This is a genomic window from Actinoallomurus sp. CA-150999 (assembly GCF_050942425.1).
Lineage (GTDB): Bacteria > Actinomycetota > Actinomycetes > Streptosporangiales > Streptosporangiaceae > Actinoallomurus.
Genome location: NZ_CP192063.1, coordinates 7,182,802 through 7,199,082 on the forward strand (window position 1 = coordinate 7,182,802; position 16,281 = coordinate 7,199,082).

Annotated in this window: 14 protein-coding genes; 9 read left to right on the forward strand and 5 right to left on the reverse strand. The window is 71.7% G+C overall.

Annotated elements, in window-relative coordinates; all coding sequences use genetic code 11:
* Window positions 1-3 precede the first annotated feature (3 nt).
* Window positions 4-933 carry an NAD-dependent epimerase/dehydratase family protein gene (locus tag ACQP2O_RS33240; RefSeq protein WP_433171998.1) on the reverse strand — a complete coding sequence of 310 codons (930 nt, stop codon included), beginning with the start codon at window positions 931-933 and terminating at the stop codon, window positions 4-6.
* 194 nt (window positions 934-1,127) lie between these two features.
* Between ACQP2O_RS33240 and ACQP2O_RS33245 the strand changes: the two genes are divergently transcribed.
* Complete coding sequence (locus tag ACQP2O_RS33245; protein ID WP_433172000.1) at window positions 1,128-2,699, forward strand: PucR family transcriptional regulator; 1,572 nt, start codon at window positions 1,128-1,130, stop codon at window positions 2,697-2,699.
* Window positions 2,700-2,801: 102 nt separating this feature from the next.
* Here ACQP2O_RS33245 and ACQP2O_RS33250 read toward each other — a convergent pair whose 3' ends face one another.
* Window positions 2,802-3,941 carry an NADH:flavin oxidoreductase gene (locus ACQP2O_RS33250; protein ID WP_433172002.1) on the reverse strand — a complete coding sequence of 380 codons (1,140 nt, stop codon included), beginning with the start codon at window positions 3,939-3,941 and terminating at the stop codon, window positions 2,802-2,804.
* The gene (locus tag ACQP2O_RS33255; protein WP_433172004.1) at window positions 3,938-4,597 is read right to left on the reverse strand and encodes a DUF1989 domain-containing protein; all 660 of its coding nucleotides are present in this window, start codon (window positions 4,595-4,597) and stop codon (window positions 3,938-3,940) included. Before ACQP2O_RS33255 ends, ACQP2O_RS33250 begins: the two co-directional genes overlap by 4 nt.
* 242 nt (window positions 4,598-4,839) lie before the next feature.
* Here ACQP2O_RS33255 and ACQP2O_RS33260 point away from each other — a divergent pair, with 242 nt between their 5' ends.
* Both ACQP2O_RS33260 and ACQP2O_RS33265 read left to right on the forward strand, forming a co-directional pair.
* Window positions 4,840-5,037 carry a hypothetical protein gene (locus ACQP2O_RS33260; protein WP_433172006.1) on the forward strand — a complete coding sequence of 66 codons (198 nt, stop codon included), beginning with the start codon at window positions 4,840-4,842 and terminating at the stop codon, window positions 5,035-5,037.
* A 211-nt stretch (window positions 5,038-5,248) separates the two neighbouring features.
* A complete protein-coding gene (locus ACQP2O_RS33265) occupies window positions 5,249-6,292 on the forward strand; it encodes a Gfo/Idh/MocA family protein (protein WP_433172008.1) in 1,044 nt (347 codons plus the stop codon).
* Here ACQP2O_RS33265 and ACQP2O_RS33270 read toward each other — a convergent pair whose 3' ends face one another.
* Window positions 6,293-9,559, reverse strand: a complete 3,267-nt coding sequence (locus tag ACQP2O_RS33270) for a S8 family serine peptidase (RefSeq protein WP_433172010.1) — start codon at window positions 9,557-9,559, stop codon at window positions 6,293-6,295.
* Between the two features lie 511 nt (window positions 9,560-10,070).
* Between ACQP2O_RS33270 and ACQP2O_RS33275 the strand changes: the two genes are divergently transcribed.
* From ACQP2O_RS33275 to ACQP2O_RS33295, 5 genes are all read left to right on the forward strand, one after another.
* Window positions 10,071-10,970, forward strand: a complete 900-nt coding sequence (locus tag ACQP2O_RS33275) for a LysR family transcriptional regulator (protein ID WP_433172012.1) — start codon at window positions 10,071-10,073, stop codon at window positions 10,968-10,970.
* A gap of 226 nt (window positions 10,971-11,196) precedes the next feature.
* Window positions 11,197-11,478, forward strand: a complete 282-nt coding sequence (locus ACQP2O_RS33280) for a hypothetical protein (protein ID WP_433172014.1) — start codon at window positions 11,197-11,199, stop codon at window positions 11,476-11,478.
* Between the two features lie 62 nt (window positions 11,479-11,540).
* A complete protein-coding gene (locus tag ACQP2O_RS33285) occupies window positions 11,541-12,659 on the forward strand; it encodes a flavin monoamine oxidase family protein (RefSeq protein ID WP_433172016.1) in 1,119 nt (372 codons plus the stop codon).
* A gap of 4 nt (window positions 12,660-12,663) precedes the next feature.
* Window positions 12,664-13,194: a DinB family protein gene (locus ACQP2O_RS33290; RefSeq protein ID WP_433172018.1), complete on the forward strand. Its 531-nt coding sequence runs from the start codon at window positions 12,664-12,666 to the stop codon at window positions 13,192-13,194.
* A gap of 76 nt (window positions 13,195-13,270) precedes the next feature.
* The gene (locus ACQP2O_RS33295; RefSeq protein ID WP_433172020.1) at window positions 13,271-14,539 is read left to right on the forward strand and encodes an MFS transporter; all 1,269 of its coding nucleotides are present in this window, start codon (window positions 13,271-13,273) and stop codon (window positions 14,537-14,539) included.
* A 154-nt stretch (window positions 14,540-14,693) separates the two neighbouring features.
* On the opposite strand, the gene ACQP2O_RS33300 is transcribed toward ACQP2O_RS33295, so the two are convergent.
* Window positions 14,694-15,362, reverse strand: coding sequence for a hypothetical protein (locus tag ACQP2O_RS33300; protein ID WP_433172022.1), 669 nt, complete (start codon window positions 15,360-15,362; stop codon window positions 14,694-14,696).
* 759 nt (window positions 15,363-16,121) lie between these two features.
* On the opposite strand from ACQP2O_RS33300, the gene ACQP2O_RS33305 reads away from it, so the two are divergent.
* Entirely contained in the window at window positions 16,122-16,274 is a 153-nt protein-coding gene (locus ACQP2O_RS33305) for a hypothetical protein (protein ID WP_433172024.1), read from the forward strand.
* The last annotated feature ends 7 nt before the right edge of the window (window positions 16,275-16,281 follow it).

Consider the following 16,281-nt stretch of genomic DNA (forward strand, 5'->3'; position numbering starts at 1 on the left):
GGGTCACGCCAGCGCTTCCTTGAAGCCCTGCCGCCACGAGGGGTAGCGCGGCTCCCAGCCGAGGTCCCGCCTGGCCTTGGCGTTGGAGGAGCCGCACACCTCGTTCATCATCAGCACCGCCAGCTCTCCGGCCGCCAGCCGCCCCAGCCACCTGGGCACCCGCCTCGGCGGCTTCGCCCCCGCGCACGCGGCCAGATAGGGCAGCCACTCGCTGACCGGGGCCGGTTCGTCGTCGACGATGTTGAACACACCCCTCGCCCTCTGCTCCACAGCCAGCACGGTAGCGCTGACCGCGTCGTCCAGATGCACCCACGACCAGTAACCGGCGCCGTCCCCTACCAGCGGAAACCTCCGCTTGCGGATCAGCTCGATCTGATCGTCGGTGGCGCCCGGACCGTAGAACCAGCCGTAGCGCAGAGCGGCGCCGCCGGCCGCGAGGACCACGTCCTCGACGTGGCGGATCGGCTCTGTCACCATCCGCGCCGGCGGCTCCGCGTGCGGCTCTATCGGGTCCTGTTCCGGCTTGTCCCATCCGCCATCGTGGGTCCCGTTCCACGCGGCGTTGCTCTGCGCGACGAAATAGGACACGCCGGTCGCCTCGGCGGCCGCCAGCAGGTGGTCCGTCCCCTCGATGCGCAGCCGATTGGTGTTCGCGAAATACCGATCGGACTTGAAATCGGGCTTGCCGGCATGGACGAAGTTGAGAGCGGTCATCTGATGCACGATCACGTCCGGCCGGGCCTTGGCCACCGCCTCCCCGACCGACACCGCGTCCAGCCCGTCCATCACGACGCCGTCCGCGCCCATCTCCGCGACCAGGCCCAGCTTGGCCGTGCTCGTCGTCGTCGCCGTCACCTGATGGCCCCGGGCCACCAGTTGCGGCACCAGCAGCCGCCCCAACACCCCGGTCCCGCCTGCCACGAACACCCGCATGCCGATCACCTTCCCGACGTGAACCGTCTGTCCTCGCTACCCGAGACACCACAGCCCCGCCGCCTGTGACATGGGCAGGGGAAAGCCGCCGGATCCCCCGCCGGTCACGCGCGGGGCGGCCTTGGCCGTGGGTGGATCATCAGAGTGGATGAACGTCCAGTCATATCGGCATGCCGCTGTGTTAACTTCCAGAGATGGTGACGATCCGGCGGTTGGTCGCCGACCCCGCCCTGGAGCTGCGGGTGCTGGAGCCCGGCGCCGACGGCGCGCTGGACGCCGAGATGCGCTGGGTGCACACCACCGAGCTGCCCGATCCGTCGCCCTACCTGCGGGACCGGGAGCTGGTCCTGACCAACGGCCTGTGGTGCGCCGGCCCCGATGACGCCGAGACGTTCGTGGCGCGCGTCGCGGGCGCGGGTGCGAGCGGGATCGTGTTCGGCCTGCGAGAGACCGTCCGGCAGGTCCCGGCGGAGCTCGTCGGCGCCTGCCATCGGGCGCGCCTGCCGCTCATCGAGTTGTCGACGGACGTTCCGTTCACCGCGCTCTCGCATGCCATGGCCACCGCGTACGCCGAGGAGCGCCAGCGGGAGCTGCTGGGGCGCATCCGGCGGAGCGACGCGCTCACCGACGTGATGGCACGGGGAGCCGGCGCGTCCGGCATCCTGCGGGTGCTGCGCCGCGACCACGACCTGCCGCTGGCCGTGATCGACCGTACGGCGAGGGTCGTCGCGGCGGCCGGCGCCGACCTGGACTCCGGGCAGGCACGCCTCGTCGCCGAGGCCCTGGCCCGGCATCCGCCGCCGCTGGAACTCGACCTCGGCCCGGGCGGGTACGCGTCGATCTTCCTGATCGCGGCGCTCGGCGAGGTGGACGCGGGCCTGGTGTGCCTGCGCCCGATGGCCGAGCTGAGCCCGGCCGAGCAGGACGCCATGGGTCAGGCGGCGTCGTTCCTCAGCCTCGAGGTCGCCAAGCAGCAGGCCGTGCAGGCGATCGAGATGCGGTTCGCGGGCGAGCTGCTCGACATGGTGCTGTCCGGGCCGGGGCGGCAGGCGGAGCTGCCAGGTCGGCTGCGGGCGTTCGGGATCGACGCGAGCGACCCGCTCGCGGTGTGCGCGCTGGCGTTCGCCGACGACGACGGCCTCGGTTCGACCGGCCTGGGCGACGCGGTGACCGAGTTCTTCGTGACCCAGGGCGTTCCCGTGGTGACCGCGGCCGCCAGCCAGGACGTCGTCGTGATCGTGTCCTGGCGGGCCGCGGAAACGGAGTTCGCCGCTCTCGCCCGGCGTCTGGTGACCGGCCTGGCGCCGCGGTTCGGTGGCCGCCGCCTGGTCGCCGGGCTCGGTGGGACCGCCCCGGACGCGGCCGGACTGCGCCGTCCGGTGCTGGAGGCGCGGGAGGCCTGCCGCGTACTCCGCCGCCGCAGCGCCGGCCCGGCGGTCATGGCGTACGACGACCTCAACACCCACCTGCTACTGCTCGGCCGGCACGACCCGGAGACGCTGCGGCGTTTCTCCTCGGCCGTACTCGGCCCGCTGCGGGCCCACGACGCGGCGCGCGGCGGAGGGCTGGAGGCCAGCCTGCGCGCGTTCCTGGACAACGACCGCCACTGGGCGGCCACCGCCGCGGCGTTGCACGTGCACGTCAATACGCTGCGGAATCGCATGACGCGGGTCGCCGAGCTGACCGGACGCGACGTCAACCGGACCGAGGACGTGGTCGACCTGTTCCTCGCGCTACGGGCCGACACACTCCGGCAGCTCCCCTGACCGGGACGAAGGGCCCGCGGCCCCGAACGGGTTGATCATGTACGGTCCGCCGGCCCGACTCGCCCATCGCGTCATCTCCGTCCACTCCGGCCGGAGCCGGACTCACGCCGTGCCGGCCCGCTCACAACGGTGGCGCTCCGCGTTGTCCAGCGTCGCCATCGGCTGCAGCAACCGGTGATCGAATTCTGCCGGCGTGGCCCCGCTTTCCAGCCGCCGGGGGAGGTCGGGGTTGGCGAGGGCGCCGTGCCCGAGGGACAGCAGATCCGCGTGCCCGTTCTCGAGTACCTCCGCGGCCTGGCCCGGATCGTGCATGCCGCCGTTGGCGATCACCGGGAGACCGGACACCTTGCGCGCGAGCTGGGTGATGGTGACCTCGCCGTCGAGCGTGGCGCTCTCGATCCAGCTCCGTCCCTCGCTCGCGATGTGCAGGTACGCCGCCCCCGCCGCGGCCAGCGCACCGAAGATCACCTCGGCGTCGCGGGCGCCGCCGGGCCAGCGGTGGGTGAAGTCGTTCACCTTGCCCTGGGACAGGCGCACGCCGATGACGGCGTCCGGGCCGAGGTCGGCGCGGATCGCCGCGACGACCTCGGCGGTGAGTCGCAGCCGATTGATCAGCGCCCCGCCGTAGCCGTCGGTGCGCCGATTCGTGTAGTCGGTCAGGAACTGGTCGAGCAGGTAGCCGTTGGCGGCGTGCACCTCCACGCCGTCGAACCCGGCGCGCAGGGAGTTCCCGGCGGCGGCGACGAACCCGGCCACGGCCTCGTCGATGTCGGCGGCGGTCATCTCGCGAGGCACGGGCCACGGCCCGCTGCCGCCGTACTCGGGCATCATCTCGCGCAGTGGCGCGACCGCCGACGGGCCGGCGGTCCCCGGCCGGTACGGGTTGCCCTGGGAGAGTGCTCCCGCGTGCATCAGCTGCTGCACGGTCCGGGCACCGGCCGCGTGCACCCGCTCGGTGACCTCCCGCCAGGCCGCGACGTGCCCGTCGGTCACGATGCCCGGTTGGTGGAAGTAGCCCTGGCTGTACCGGTCGTCGGTGTAGGTGCCCTCCGTGATCACGAGGCCGAAGCCGCCGCGGGCGAACTCCGCGTAGTACTCGGCCATCTGCCGGGTCGGCGTGCCGTCGGGTGCGGCCGAGACGCGGGTCATCGGCGCGACCGCGAGCCGGTTCCGCAGGTCCAGGCCCGCGACGTGCAGAGGTGCCAGAGCCGGGTGCGCGGCTCCGGAGTCGATGATCGTCACTGCTTCTCTCCTGTGTCATGACGAGCGGGGACCCGCTCGGCGGACTCTTGGGCGGGCGACAGGTCGAGGGCCAGCGCGGTCGGCTCGTTCCCCCCATTGATGCCGACGACGTCCTGCGGGCAGGCGGAGACCACCAGCACGCAGTCCATCGCCGCCTCGAAGGTCACGCCGTCTCCGGGCCGGCTCAGCGCGGGCAGCCAGTTCAGACCGCCGTCCCCGCCGATCGAGATCCGCATGAAGACGTTGATCGGCTGGGGAACGACGGCGGTCCGCAGGCCCTCCTCCCCGAGGGCACGGTGCAGGTTCTCCGCGCATGAGGCGTGCCGGCCCTCGACGCCATGGGCCCGGTAACGCGCCGGATCGCAGGCGGCGATGAGCATGTCATGCACCCCGGGGGACGTGTCGCCGGCCAACGTCAGGATCGGCCGCCGCCGGTCGGTGACGAACGACTCCCCCAGCGCCGGAAACAGCCGGCCGAGCTGGGTCCGGGTATGTGCGGCACTGAGGTGTTCGGACGGGTCTTCGGCGGCGAAGCAGAACACATCGCCCACCTGCCGGCCTTCGAGGTCGATCACGCGGGCCCGGTCACCGGTCGCGAGCCGGACCGCGCGTGCCTCTCGGGCGGGCACCACGACACGGCGCCTCGTCGAATTCATGGTCGTCAGTCAACCCCGGCGGCAGCTCACCCCGCCATGGACCTTCGCACAGTGTTCAGCCCCGTTGACTGGATGATGCGCCATCATCACCAGCCGCACGAGGGTTTCGCCGCGACGCCTGGCACGAAGGGGCCCGGTGTCCAGGACCGAAACGTGACACGCCCAGCCGACTTGCTCGACTATCAGGCGGATCTTGTCGTTATCGTCGTATCTCCAGAGTCGGCGGCGAGACGGAGGTGACGATGCGGACCGGACGGTGGGTGGTCGTCGTCTGGCTGATCATCGGAGGGCTCGCCGCAGGGCAGCGCCACTACTACACCCGGTTCGATGGGAGCTGCGCGAAATTCGCCACGATCGGCATCACGTGGATCGCCGGTCCGCTCAACTACATCGGCCTCAACCCGAGCGCCTACTGCAAGGTTCCCCAGCCCAGCAAGTGACGCCGTGGGCGCGCGTCCGGCGAGGGCCGGCTCGACGCCCGGACCGGCGTACGCCGCCGGCCAGGCCTTCCGACGCTTGACACCTGCCCGAAAGAGGAGAATCCTCCATCGCATCACTTGGATCGATCCAAACCACCTGATCAGGCCACGAGCGCCGAGTGCGGCAGGAGGTTCCCGGCTCCCGAGGGCCGGGGCGCGGAAAGGAATCTCGATGACTGTGCGCGTCGGAGTGGTCGGAACCGGTTGGATCGGCCGGGAACACATCCGCCGGCTCACCGACACCGTGACCGGTGCCGAGGTCACGGCGGTCACCGACATCGACGCCGCACGCGCCGAGGACGCGGCGGCCGACGTCGGCGCGCGGGTCTTCGCGGACGGCCCCGCGTTGATCGCGGCGGACGACGTCGACGCGGTGCTCGTCACCTCCTGGGGTCCCACGCACGCGGAGCATGTACTGGGCGCGATCGCCGCCGGGAAGCCGGTGTTCTGCGAGAAGCCTCTCGCCACCACCACCCAGGACTGCCTGCGGATCGTCGAGGCCGAGATGGCGCACGGCCGCCGGCTCGTCCAGGTCGGCTTCATGCGCCGCTATGACGCGGGCTACCGGCAGCTGAAGCACGTCATCGACTCCGGCCGGATCGGTGAGGCGTTGGTGGTGCACTGCGCCCACCGCAACCCGACCGTTCCGGAGTCGTACGTCTCCGACATGGCGGCGCTCGACACGGCGGTGCACGAGATCGACGTGCTGCGCTGGCTCCTCGATGACGAGATCGTCTCCGCCCAGGTGGTCACGCCACGCTCCACGAGCAGGCGGTTCGCGCACCTGACAGACCCGCAGATCATGCTCTATGAGACCGCGAAGGGCGTCCGCATCGACCTGGAGGTCTTCGTCAACTGCCAGTACGGCTACGACATTCAATGCGAGGTGGTCGGCGAGGAGGGGCTCGTGCGGCTGCCCGACCCGGCCGCGGTCGGCGTGCGCACCGCGGGGCAGCACAGCACGGCGCTGCTCACCGACTGGGTGGGCCGCTTCGCCGACGCCTTCGACACCGAGTTCCGCGAGTGGATCGCGGGCATCGCGGCGGGCGACGCGCCCACCGGCCCATCCACCTGGGACGGCTACGCAGCGACCGTCATCTCCAACGCCACCGTCGAGGCCCGGCGGTCGGGCGGCATCGTCGGCGCCGGCATGAAGCCCCGTCCCGCCTTCTACGCGGGCACAACGCCGTCGTCGCGGCGGCCCGTCGAGGGGTGATCAGCGCACCGCGTACGCCCGTGTGATCGTCTGCTGGACCGAGTCGCCCGCGCCGTCGGTGGCGGTGGCCCGCAGCGAGACGTACCCGGGCGTCGCCGGGTTGGTCACGGTGGCGACCCAGCCGCCGCCGGAGCGTACGACCGGTGCGTTCTGCCAGCTCGTACCGTCGTCGGCGGAGGTCTGCACGGTGAGTGCGGCGACCGACACCGACGGGGCGCCCGGGTTGCGGACGACCCGCACCGGGAGGCTCACGGTCGTGCCCGCCGCGGCCCGGTTGGCGTCGTCGAGCCCCGGCACCGCGAACCGCACCGCCTGCAGCGGCAGTGGACGCCGGCTCGCGGTGTGCCCCGACCGGAACGTCCACGCCGTCGTCACCGCGGTGGACGGCGTCACCGGCCGCTGGGCCGACACACTCAACGTGTAGGTCGCCGAGCGCGCGGGCAGCGTCGCCGTCAGGGCCGCGTATCCGCCGTTCAACGTCGCCGTCTTGACCACGGTCGAACCGCGCGCGAGCTGGACCGTGCCGGTGGCCCGCACGTCCCGGCCGACGTGCCCGGAGGCCGCGTCGCTGAACAGCCCGTCGCCGCCGTAGGTCAGCACGTCGCCGGTTCGGTCGCCGCCTCCGGCGCCGGGGAAGGCGGGGCCGACGGCGGCGGCGTTCCAGGTCTCCGCATAGGTCTTGGCGACGTACGAGGCGTCGGGCGCGGCGAACGTGCCTCCCTGCAGCAGGCTCCGGTCGTCGGGACCGTAGTACAGCGTCCGCGAGTAGGCCTGCTGCGGGGTGACGTACTCCGTCTGTGCCGCCGGCAGCCGCATCGGTATCCCGGTGCCCACCGACAGGAAGACGTCGGGCAGCACCGGCGCCCAGACGTGGCTGCCGACGGTCTCCACGCCCGGTGTCCGCCAGCTCATGCGGATCGCGGCCAGTTCGGCCGTCGCATGGTGGTACGTCGGGTCGGCCGGTACCTGGCCGCGGACGACGTCGGCCAGGTCATACCGGTACGTACTGGGCGCGGTCTCGGTCGCGTTCTGCTGTGTCCAGAGCGACTGGACGTTGAAGACGATGTTGCGGTCCTTGACCGGCGGGACGCTCACGTGCCCAGGCCTGCCGCTGCCGATGCTGACGAAGGCCCCGCCCCGGCCGTTGTAGGCGGACATCGCGTTCAGCGTGGCGGTCGCGTCGGCCCGGTCGATGGTGACCGTGACCGGTTTCGCCGTGCGGGCGTCGAGCGCCACCCGGTGGTCGCTCGCGCCGACGGTGTACGGCTGGAGCAGACTGCTGACATCCGTCCCCTGGGTGAAGACGGCGGCGTGGGCGATGTACCGCTTGGCCCGCAGCCGTACGGTGGCCGTGCCGCCCACGGTCGCCGCCCTGGTGACGACGCCCGTCGCCGGGTCGAAGAAGTCGATCCCCGTATCGCTCGGCTGCCCGTCGCGGTCGACCGCCGAGACCGTGACGTCGTACGCCTCCGGCTCGATGAACGCGCCGACGCCCGTACGCACCACGACCTTCCGGTCCGCGGAGGTGGCGGTGATCAGCCCACTGTAGGTGCCCGGGGTCACGCCGTCGGCCCCGATCGTCGCCGTGACCTGCGCGGTCGCGCCCGGTCCCAGCGTCACCGTGGACGGGCTCAGCCGGACGAGCTTGGACGGAACACCGGCCGGGCGCAGCGTCAGCGTGATCGGAACCGTGCCGTGGTTGGTGTACGCGTACGTACGGGCCGCCGACTGCCCGGCCGTATGCGGCCAGGCCAGCGCCGCCGACATGCCGGTCGGCGCGGCGGTGACCTGCTGGGTGACGGCCCGCGCGATGTCGAGACGTCCGGTTCCCTCGTGATACGCGGACTCGTCGGCGCCGGGATGCGCGGAACCGGTCAGCGCGGCCTTGAGCTGCGGAGCCGTCCAGTCCGGATGCTCCCCCGCCACGATCGCCGCGGCCGCGGCCACGTGCGGCGTCGCCATCGACGTGCCCGACAGCTTCTGGTAGGCCGTGCCCACCGGCGTGCCCAGGTCCGAACCGGCCGCCTTGGCCGCGATGATGTCCACGCCCGGCGCGGTGACGTCGGGTTTGACGGCGTAGTCGCCGACGCGCGGACCGCGGGAGGAGAACGACGCGAGCGCGTCGGCGGAGTCGACCGCACCCACGGTGAGCGCCGCGTCCGCGCTGCCCGGCGACTCGATCGTGCCGTCCCGCGCGTCGTTGCCCGCCGCGATCACGAAGAGCGTCCCGGTCTGCGCGGTGAGCGTGTTGACCGCCTCTTCGAGCGGGTCGACGCCGGGCGAGTCGGCGGCGCCGAGGCTCAGGTTGACCACGCGTGCCTTGGCCGTCTGCGCCGCCCAGGTCATGCCGGCCAGCACCCACGACGAGTCACACCACCCGGCGTCGTCGCAGACCTTCCCGACCGCGAGCTTCGCACCGGGCGCGATGCCCTTGTACCGCCCGTTCGACGCGGCGCCCGAACCGGCGAGGATCGACGCGACGTGGGTGCCGTGCCCATGGCCATCCGTCACATCCGCCGCGCCCTGGTCGGTGAACCCGCGACTCTGCGTCACCACGCCGCTGAGGTCGGGATGCGCCGGGTCGTACCCGCTGTCGAGCACCGCGACGGTGACGCCGCTGCCGGTCAGTCCCCTGCGCCATGCCACCGGCGCGCCCACCTGCGCGGCGCTCACGTCGTCGGTGACCCGCAACCTGCCGTCCAGCCAGATCTTCGTCGTCGAGGTGGCGAACGTGGTGGGCTCGACGGCTCCCGCCGTGAGGTCGCGCCAGGCCGCTTCGGCGTTCGGCTTCGGTATGCGGGTCGCCGACATGCCCAGCGCGGGCAGCTTCCTCGTCCCGTGACCGTACGGCAGGACGGCGGCGCCCTTGGTGATGACCGGGATGTCGGCCGTGTGGGCGTCGTCGTACCCCCACGCCGCCAGCTGGGTCACGTCGAACAGCCGCTCGTCGAGCCGGCCCCGGGCGATCAGTCCCGCGGCGTCGGCCGGCTCCACGAACACGTGTCCGCCGTACGCCTTCACCGCGTACGGCACGTTCGCCCTGCCGCGTCCGCGGACGACCTGTACGGAGGATTTGTCATTGGTCCGTACCGTCACCCGGTCGCCGGTCAGGAGCGTGACCTGGCGTGTCGCCGCGGGCTGCGCGCGCTGCGGATCGCCGGCCGCCGGGCTCGACGGCTCCTCCGTCCACCCTCCGACGGCGGCGATGGTCACGATGACGACGCCGAATGCGGTCGCGACCCGGCCGCCACGTCCTCGCTTCCGCATTCCCCGCCCTTTCACCTAGGTCCACCGGAATGCCGGACTTGAACGGCCCAGCGCGATCTCGACCGTGTCGCGGGCCGCGCCGAAGGGTCAAGCCGACCGCGACGGGCCGCACCGCGAATCGGCGGGCGCGATCGGCAACAACCGCACGTCATGGACGTCCGAGCGGCGTCACTCGCCGCAACGAATCCTGAAAACAGCGAAAAGGGCTTTCATCAGGCCGGCCGATGGGCGACGGCGCACATCGGCCGGGTCGCATGTCAGCAGAGCCACCGAGTGGAAGAGTGCGAGGACGGTCCTGGTCACAGACCCGCGCGCCACGGGGCCGGGGCGATCGAGGCCAGGTCGTGGGAAAGCCGGCTGAGCCTCGGACTCCCTGCTGGACACGCGTCCCCACGTCAGGAACCGACGGCCGGAACCGGTGGTTATGCTCAACTGCGGGGATCCGCTACGGGGAAGAGAAGCAGTGCGAAACCGCCCCGGCGGGAAGTTCGGTGAACGACAAGGCGTGGCGATGATGGAACGGCTGAGTCTCGAAGGGCTCCGCTATGCGCAGGCGGTCGCCGAGACCAAATCGTTCAGCGCCGCCGCCCGGGCGTACGGCGTGACGCAGCCCGCGCTGTCCAACGGGATCGCCAAGCTGGAGGAACGCCTGGGAGAGAAGCTGTTCGACCGTTCTCCGCGCGGGGTGACCCCGACGGCCTTCGGTACGCGGATGCTGCCGTTGATCGGCCATGCCGTGGCCGCGCTGGACGCCGTTTCCGCGGAGGCCAGGCGACTGACCGCACCCGGTGAGCAGAAGATCCGCATGGGCGTCTCGCCGCTGATCGGCCCGCACCTGGTCGCCCGGTCCTTCGGCATGGTCCGCGGCCTGCCCGTCCCCCGCGACCTCGTGCTGCGCGAGGCGAAGATGGAGGACCTGCGCGGTGAGCTGCGCGCCGACGAGCTCGACATCATCCTGATCCCGGCCGTGGCCGCGATGCCGCGCTTCGAGCACCGGGTCATCGACGTCGAGCCGATCGTCGTCGTCGGCCCCGAGACCGGCTGCGGTGGGGCGGCTCCCGTGGAGCTGGCGGAGGTGGGCGAGGCGCAGTTCATTCTCGTACCGGACACCTGCGGACTGACCACGTTCACCACGCAGCTCTTCCAGGCGCACGAGCTGCCCCTGCGCACGTATCCGGGGGAAGCCGCCAGCTACAACGTCCTGCAGGACTGGGCGAAGCTGGGCCTGGGCTCGGCGATGGTCCCGCGCTCCAAGGTCACCTCCCCCGACGTGCCGCACCGCCCGCTCACGGACCATGGCCGCGAGGTGCAGATCTCCTTCGAGGCGGTGTGGAGCGCCGGCTCCCCGCTCGCCGCCGATCTCCTCCGCCTGGCCGACGGTCTCGCGGCGGCCCGGCAGCCGGCCGGCTGAAACGGGCGGTCCCGGACGGGGCGCGAGAGCACCGCGGTCAGCCGTCCCGCCGTCCGAGCGGCGCACCGGCCGTACACGACCCGGCACGCCCCCTAGTCATACATGCTGCTTATACCGTGATTCACCGAGATCCTCTACCAGTCCTCGCATACCGCCCCTAACGTCGCAGGAGCATTGCGGTGCATGTCGTGCCGCTCTTTCCTTCACGAACCTGCGAGGCATAACCATGGCATATCTCGAAATCACGCTGCGGGTGGATCCGGCGGACCGTGCCGCGGCGGCGGGCGTCTACGAGAACTACCGGCAGCCGTTCCTGGACACCGTCCCGGGCGCCACCAGCAAGGAGCTTCTCGTCCGCGACGAGGACGTACAGGTCCTCCACGGCTTCCGGACCACCGCCGACGCGGCGGCATACCTGGAAAGCGAGCTGTTCACCCGGGATGTCGTCGGCGGCCTGTCCCCGCTGCTGAAGGCCGCACCCGACGTGCGGATCTACGACGTCGCCTGACTTCGCGCCCAGTCCGAGCCCGGCAGACACCACCGACCAGAGCCGACGAAGGGAGGCCGTACATGCCGCGCGAGGAGGTTCATGACGTCGTCGTGGTCGGCGCGGGCATCGGCGGCCTTGCCGCTGCCACCGCGCTGGCCGCCGCCGGGCGCGACACCGTGTGCCTGGAGGCCCGCGAGCGCGTCGGCGGACGCGCGCTGAGCACCCCCGCCCCGGGCGGTGCTCTCGACCTGGGCGCCACCTGGTTCTGGGACGGCGAGCGGCGCATCGCGGAACTGGCCGCGCGGCTCGGCGTCGAAACCTTCGACCAGCACCTCGCGGGGGACACGGTGCTGCAGGACGTCACCGGGGTGCACCGGCTTCCCGGCAACCTGATCGACGGCCCGGCCCGCCGCTTCACGGCGGGTGCCGATGCCCTTGCCCACGGTCTCGCGGCGGAACTGCCCGCCCAATCCCTGCGCCTCGGTACGCCGGTCACCGCGATCCGCCGCAGCGACAAGGGCGACGGTGGCGCGCTCGACGTCCACACGCCGGACGCGGTCCTGCACGCCGAACACGTCGTGCTGGCCGTACCGCCCGCGCTCGCCCTCGCACGCATCGACCTCGGCGCGGAACTGCCCGCACAGTTGGTCCGGCTCGCCCGAAAGACGCCGGTGTGGATGGGAGCGGTCGCCAAGGTCGTCGCCCACTACCCCGGCGCCTTCTGGCGTGAGGCGTCCCTCGCCGGAGCGGCGATCAGCAGGACCGGCCCGCTGCGCGAACTGCACGACATCTCAGGGCCGGGCGGGCGCCCCGCCGTCCTGTTCGGCTTCGCCCCGGCCCAGTTCGTCGGCCCCGGCTTCGAGAACGCGGCGCGCTCCCAGCTGGGCCGGCTCTTCGGCCCGGCAGCCGCCGAACCGGAGTCGCTGCGGGTGCAGGACTGGAGCGACGAGCACTGGACCTCCCCGCCCGCCGTACACCGCCTGGCCGACTACTCTCTGTTCGGCCACGACCTGTACCAGCAGCCGGCGCTGGGCGGCAGGCTGCACTGGGCATCGACCGAGACCGCCCCCGACCACACCGGGCACATGGAAGGCGCTCTCGCCGCCGCGGAGCGAGCCGCGCACGCGGTCCTGTCCCCGTCTCCGACCCGCGCCGTGCCCGCCCCATGGCCCCTGCCCACCCGCACCCGAGGAAGGTGACCGCATGCACCGGATCGACGCCCTGCTGCGCGAGTACGACCGCGCCCGCGCCTACACCGACGAACTGTGGAAGGACCTCACTCCGGACGAGGTGACCTGGCGCCCGCACGAGAACTCCAGCGCCATCGGCTGGCACCTGGGCCACCAGGCCCACGTCGCCCACTTCATGGTCCGCAACCTCACCGCGGCCGAGCCCAGCCCCGACCCGGCCCTCGACGCGCTGATGGACTCGGCCAACCCCGAACAGTTCCGCGGCGCCCTGCCCACCGTCGAACGGCTCACCGCGTTCCGTGACACCGTCGCCGAGCGCGTACACGCCCGCATGCGCGCCATCGCGTCCGGAAAGGTCGCAGCACCGGGGCAACTCACCATCGTCGCAAGCCACCTGCTCACCACGCTCGTCAACCACGAGTACCAGCACGACCAGTGGATCGGCGAGGTCCGCGCCGGCGACCTCGGCCACGCGCTCCCGCCCGATCCCGACTGCGACCGCGTACGCCGCCTCGACGGCTACCTCGTCGTCGACGGCCTGTAGCCGGGCCCGGGGCGCCGCCCCGCGCGTCCCCGTCCCGCTCCGCGCCCTGCCTCCCGCGTCTGAGAGAGAACTGCCCGTGACCACGACCGACTCCGCCACCCCGACCGGCACATCCGCCCGCCCCGAAGCCCAGCGCCGCGTCCTGACCGTGCTGGTCACCAGCCAGATCCTCAGCGGGGCCGGGCTCGCGGCCGGCGTGACCGTCGGTGCCCTGCTCGCGCAGGACATGCTCGGCTCCACCGACCTCGCGGGTCTGCCCAGCGCCCTGTTCACCGCCGGCTCGGCCCTCGCCGCCGTCGCGGTGGGCCGCATCTCCCAGATCCGAGGCCGCCGGCCGGGCCTCGCTATGGGGTACCTGACCGGTGCGGTCGGCAGCGCGGGCGTCATCGCCGCCGCCGTCGCCGACAACCCCGTACTGCTCTTCATCGCGCTGTTCGTCTACGGCGCCGGAACGGCCACCAACCTTCAAGCCCGGTACGCCGGGGCCGACCTCGCGGTTCCCGCCCACCGCGCCCGCGCCGTCTCCACCGTCCTGGTCGCCACCACGCTCGGCGGTGTCGTCGGCCCCAACCTCGCCGCGCCCACCGGCACCCTCGCCGGCACGCTCGGCATCCCCACCCTGGCCGGGCCGTTCCTGCTCTCCGGCACCGCCTACGCCCTGGCCGCCCTCGTCCTGGCCGTCTGGCTGCGCCCCGACCCCCTGCTGCTCGCCCGCAGACTCGACCGCGAACAGCGGACCGAAGCACCCCCGGCCGAGGCGGCCGCCGATGCCGGGCCGGACCTGGCACCGGCGCGCCGTCCAAGGCTGATGCTGGGCGCGCTGACGATGATCCTCACCCAGCTCGTCATGGTCGCGATCATGACGATGACTCCCGTGCACATGCACGACCACGGCCACGGCACCGCCGCGTCCGGCCTCGTCATCGCCATCCACGTCGGCGCGATGTACCTGCCCTCGCCCCTGACCGGCTGGCTCGTCGACCGCTACGGCCGTACGGTCATCGCCGTCGCCTCCGGCCTCACCCTCCTGGCCGCGGGAATCACGGCCGCCGTGGCGCCTGCGGAGTCCGTCGGCCTGCTCGCCCTGGCGCTCGCACTGCTGGGGCTGGGCTGGAACCTCGGCCTCGTCTCCGGCACCGCTATGATCACCGACGCGGTGCCGTTGGCCACCCGCGCCAAGACCCAGGGTCTGGTCGACGTGTCCATCGCCATCGCTGGCGCCACGGGCGGCCTCTCCTCCGGCCTCGTCGTGGCCGCCGCCGGCTATCCCGTCCTCGCCCTCACCGGCGGGGTCCTCGCCCTCGCCGTCCTCCCGGCCGTCGCCGCCACCGCGAGCAGCCGGTGAGCCGGCCCGTCCCACCGTCGTCGACGGCGCGGGCCTGATTTGCGTCGCCCTCTGATGGCCTGACGCGGGCGCCGTCGTCCACGTCGTCGCCACCGCACCCCACCCCGAGTCCGAAGCACCAATCCAATGGGATTGGTGCTTCGGAAAGGCGGGTTCAGGGGTTGCTGACGCGCCAGGTGGAGTTGGGGGTGGTGAAGGTGGCGTGCAGGTTGGGGCACCCGAATATGGTGCCGGTGGGGTCAGTGGTGGAATCGGAGCCGGTCAGTGACTTCCAGGTGCCGTTTTCTCTTTGCTGAATGTCGCTGGCGGTGAAAGAGCGGCCAGCGGTGTCGGCGCAGATGTAGGGGCGTCCGGTGGAGGGGTTGGTGGCGGAGTAGACCTCGAAGGCGTCCCAGCCGAAGTCGTAGACGCCGTTGGGTCCGTGGGAGGTAAAGTAGGGATCCCACTGCGATGTTGTGAAGTTGTAGAGCAGCATCTGCCAGGTGTTGGTGGCCGCGTCGGTCTTATCGACCATGACCCGGTAGGCGCCGTTCCGGACGTAGGTGGACTGGAAGGCGGAGTCCATTACCGTGAGCTTGCCGACGGTTTGGCTCTGGCACCAGTCCCAGGCCCAGATCACTGCGCTGTCGTGCAGGTAGGCGGTGGTGTCCTCGATGCAGGCGTTGCCGGAGGGGTACAGCGTGGGCGCGTAGATGACGTCGCTGCTGTTCGAGGCGCGCAGGTTCGGGACGACCGAATGGGTGGCGGTGACGCCGGTGGGGTTGTTGCCGGCCGTCGGGTAGACGGCCCAGAACTGGTGGCCGTCGTCGTCCGCATGGACCATGAACGGAGTGCTGTGCCGAGTAGGAGCGCTGCGCCAGAGGGCGTGGCGGCTGCGGAACCGGGCGCGTTGGGCGGGAGTTAAGAACGTTGCGGCGGCACGGCCGGTGATGCCGGGGACCGGATGCGAAGAGACCGGGGCGGACAGGACCGGGTCGGTCGCGGCAGGATGCGGAGACGGCGTGCCGCTGGAGGCGCCGGCTGTGGGGATGGTGGCGAGGCAGAATGTGAGAGCGCCGACCGCGATCGTCGCAGCCAGCCCTGCCTGTCGCTTCGTCGCACGACGATGTCCGAAGGCCCTCATTTCAGGCCTCGAACGGAATGGAGACGATTGCGCGGGGGGACAATGTAACGACCTCCTGTTCGAAATTTCGTGAGATTGCGTGTGCTGCGAGTGCGGTTCAAACCCGGCAGCGTCAATGAGGCGGGGGGCTTCGCGCATCGTGACGCGATTGCCGACGAGAAAGCCGTTCCGCGGGCGCGGGGACGGGACGCGGCACCATGGCATGGCAGCCACGCATGGTCGCTCTCCTCTGGCGGGGGTGAGGACGGGGCGGGTCGTAAGGTATCGGTCATGTGAAAGGCGTGAGGTGGCTTCCTCAGGCTGGGTGAGGGCGACGGTAATTGGACGGCATCGCCAGTACCAGGCCCAAATCAATGCTCGCTGAACATGCCGTTATCGGTGCCAGGACGATTCGGAAGATGGTGGGGCAGCCGCGCTTGCGATCGGCGGCCGAAGGCGTGTGCGGCGCCAAAGCCGCGGATGGCGTCGCTGACCTGGCCGTCCGCAGCGCGGTCAGGCAATTCCGCGGCACTCGTCGATAAGCCCGGCGACGGTCTTTCGACGGTGGATTTCGCCGGGATCGTGCAGCGGCGGGCGGAGAAGAACGGCCTTGATGAGGGCGATGATGGCTGAAAGATTC

Excerpts from the sequence above, each read along its gene's own strand:
- ACQP2O_RS33260 (WP_433172006.1), top strand. The coding sequence starts at position 4,840 with ATGCGGACCGGACGGTGGGTGGTCGTCGTCTGGCTGATCATCGGAGGG.
- ACQP2O_RS33270 (WP_433172010.1), bottom strand. The coding sequence starts at position 9,559 with ATGCGGAAGCGAGGACGTGGCGGCCGGGTCGCGACCGCATTCGGCGTC.
- ACQP2O_RS33305 (WP_433172024.1), top strand. The coding sequence starts at position 16,122 with ATGGCGTCGCTGACCTGGCCGTCCGCAGCGCGGTCAGGCAATTCCGCG.
- ACQP2O_RS33290 (WP_433172018.1), top strand. The coding sequence starts at position 12,664 with ATGCACCGGATCGACGCCCTGCTGCGCGAGTACGACCGCGCCCGCGCC.
- ACQP2O_RS33300 (WP_433172022.1), bottom strand. The coding sequence starts at position 15,362 with ATGGTCCATGCGGACGACGACGGCCACCAGTTCTGGGCCGTCTACCCG.
- ACQP2O_RS33255 (WP_433172004.1), bottom strand. The coding sequence starts at position 4,597 with ATGAATTCGACGAGGCGCCGTGTCGTGGTGCCCGCCCGAGAGGCACGC.
- ACQP2O_RS33280 (WP_433172014.1), top strand. The coding sequence starts at position 11,197 with ATGGCATATCTCGAAATCACGCTGCGGGTGGATCCGGCGGACCGTGCC.
- ACQP2O_RS33265 (WP_433172008.1), top strand. The coding sequence starts at position 5,249 with ATGACTGTGCGCGTCGGAGTGGTCGGAACCGGTTGGATCGGCCGGGAA.
- ACQP2O_RS33285 (WP_433172016.1), top strand. The coding sequence starts at position 11,541 with ATGCCGCGCGAGGAGGTTCATGACGTCGTCGTGGTCGGCGCGGGCATC.
- ACQP2O_RS33275 (WP_433172012.1), top strand. The coding sequence starts at position 10,071 with ATGATGGAACGGCTGAGTCTCGAAGGGCTCCGCTATGCGCAGGCGGTC.
- ACQP2O_RS33240 (WP_433171998.1), bottom strand. The coding sequence starts at position 933 with ATGCGGGTGTTCGTGGCAGGCGGGACCGGGGTGTTGGGGCGGCTGCTG.
- ACQP2O_RS33245 (WP_433172000.1), top strand. The coding sequence starts at position 1,128 with ATGGTGACGATCCGGCGGTTGGTCGCCGACCCCGCCCTGGAGCTGCGG.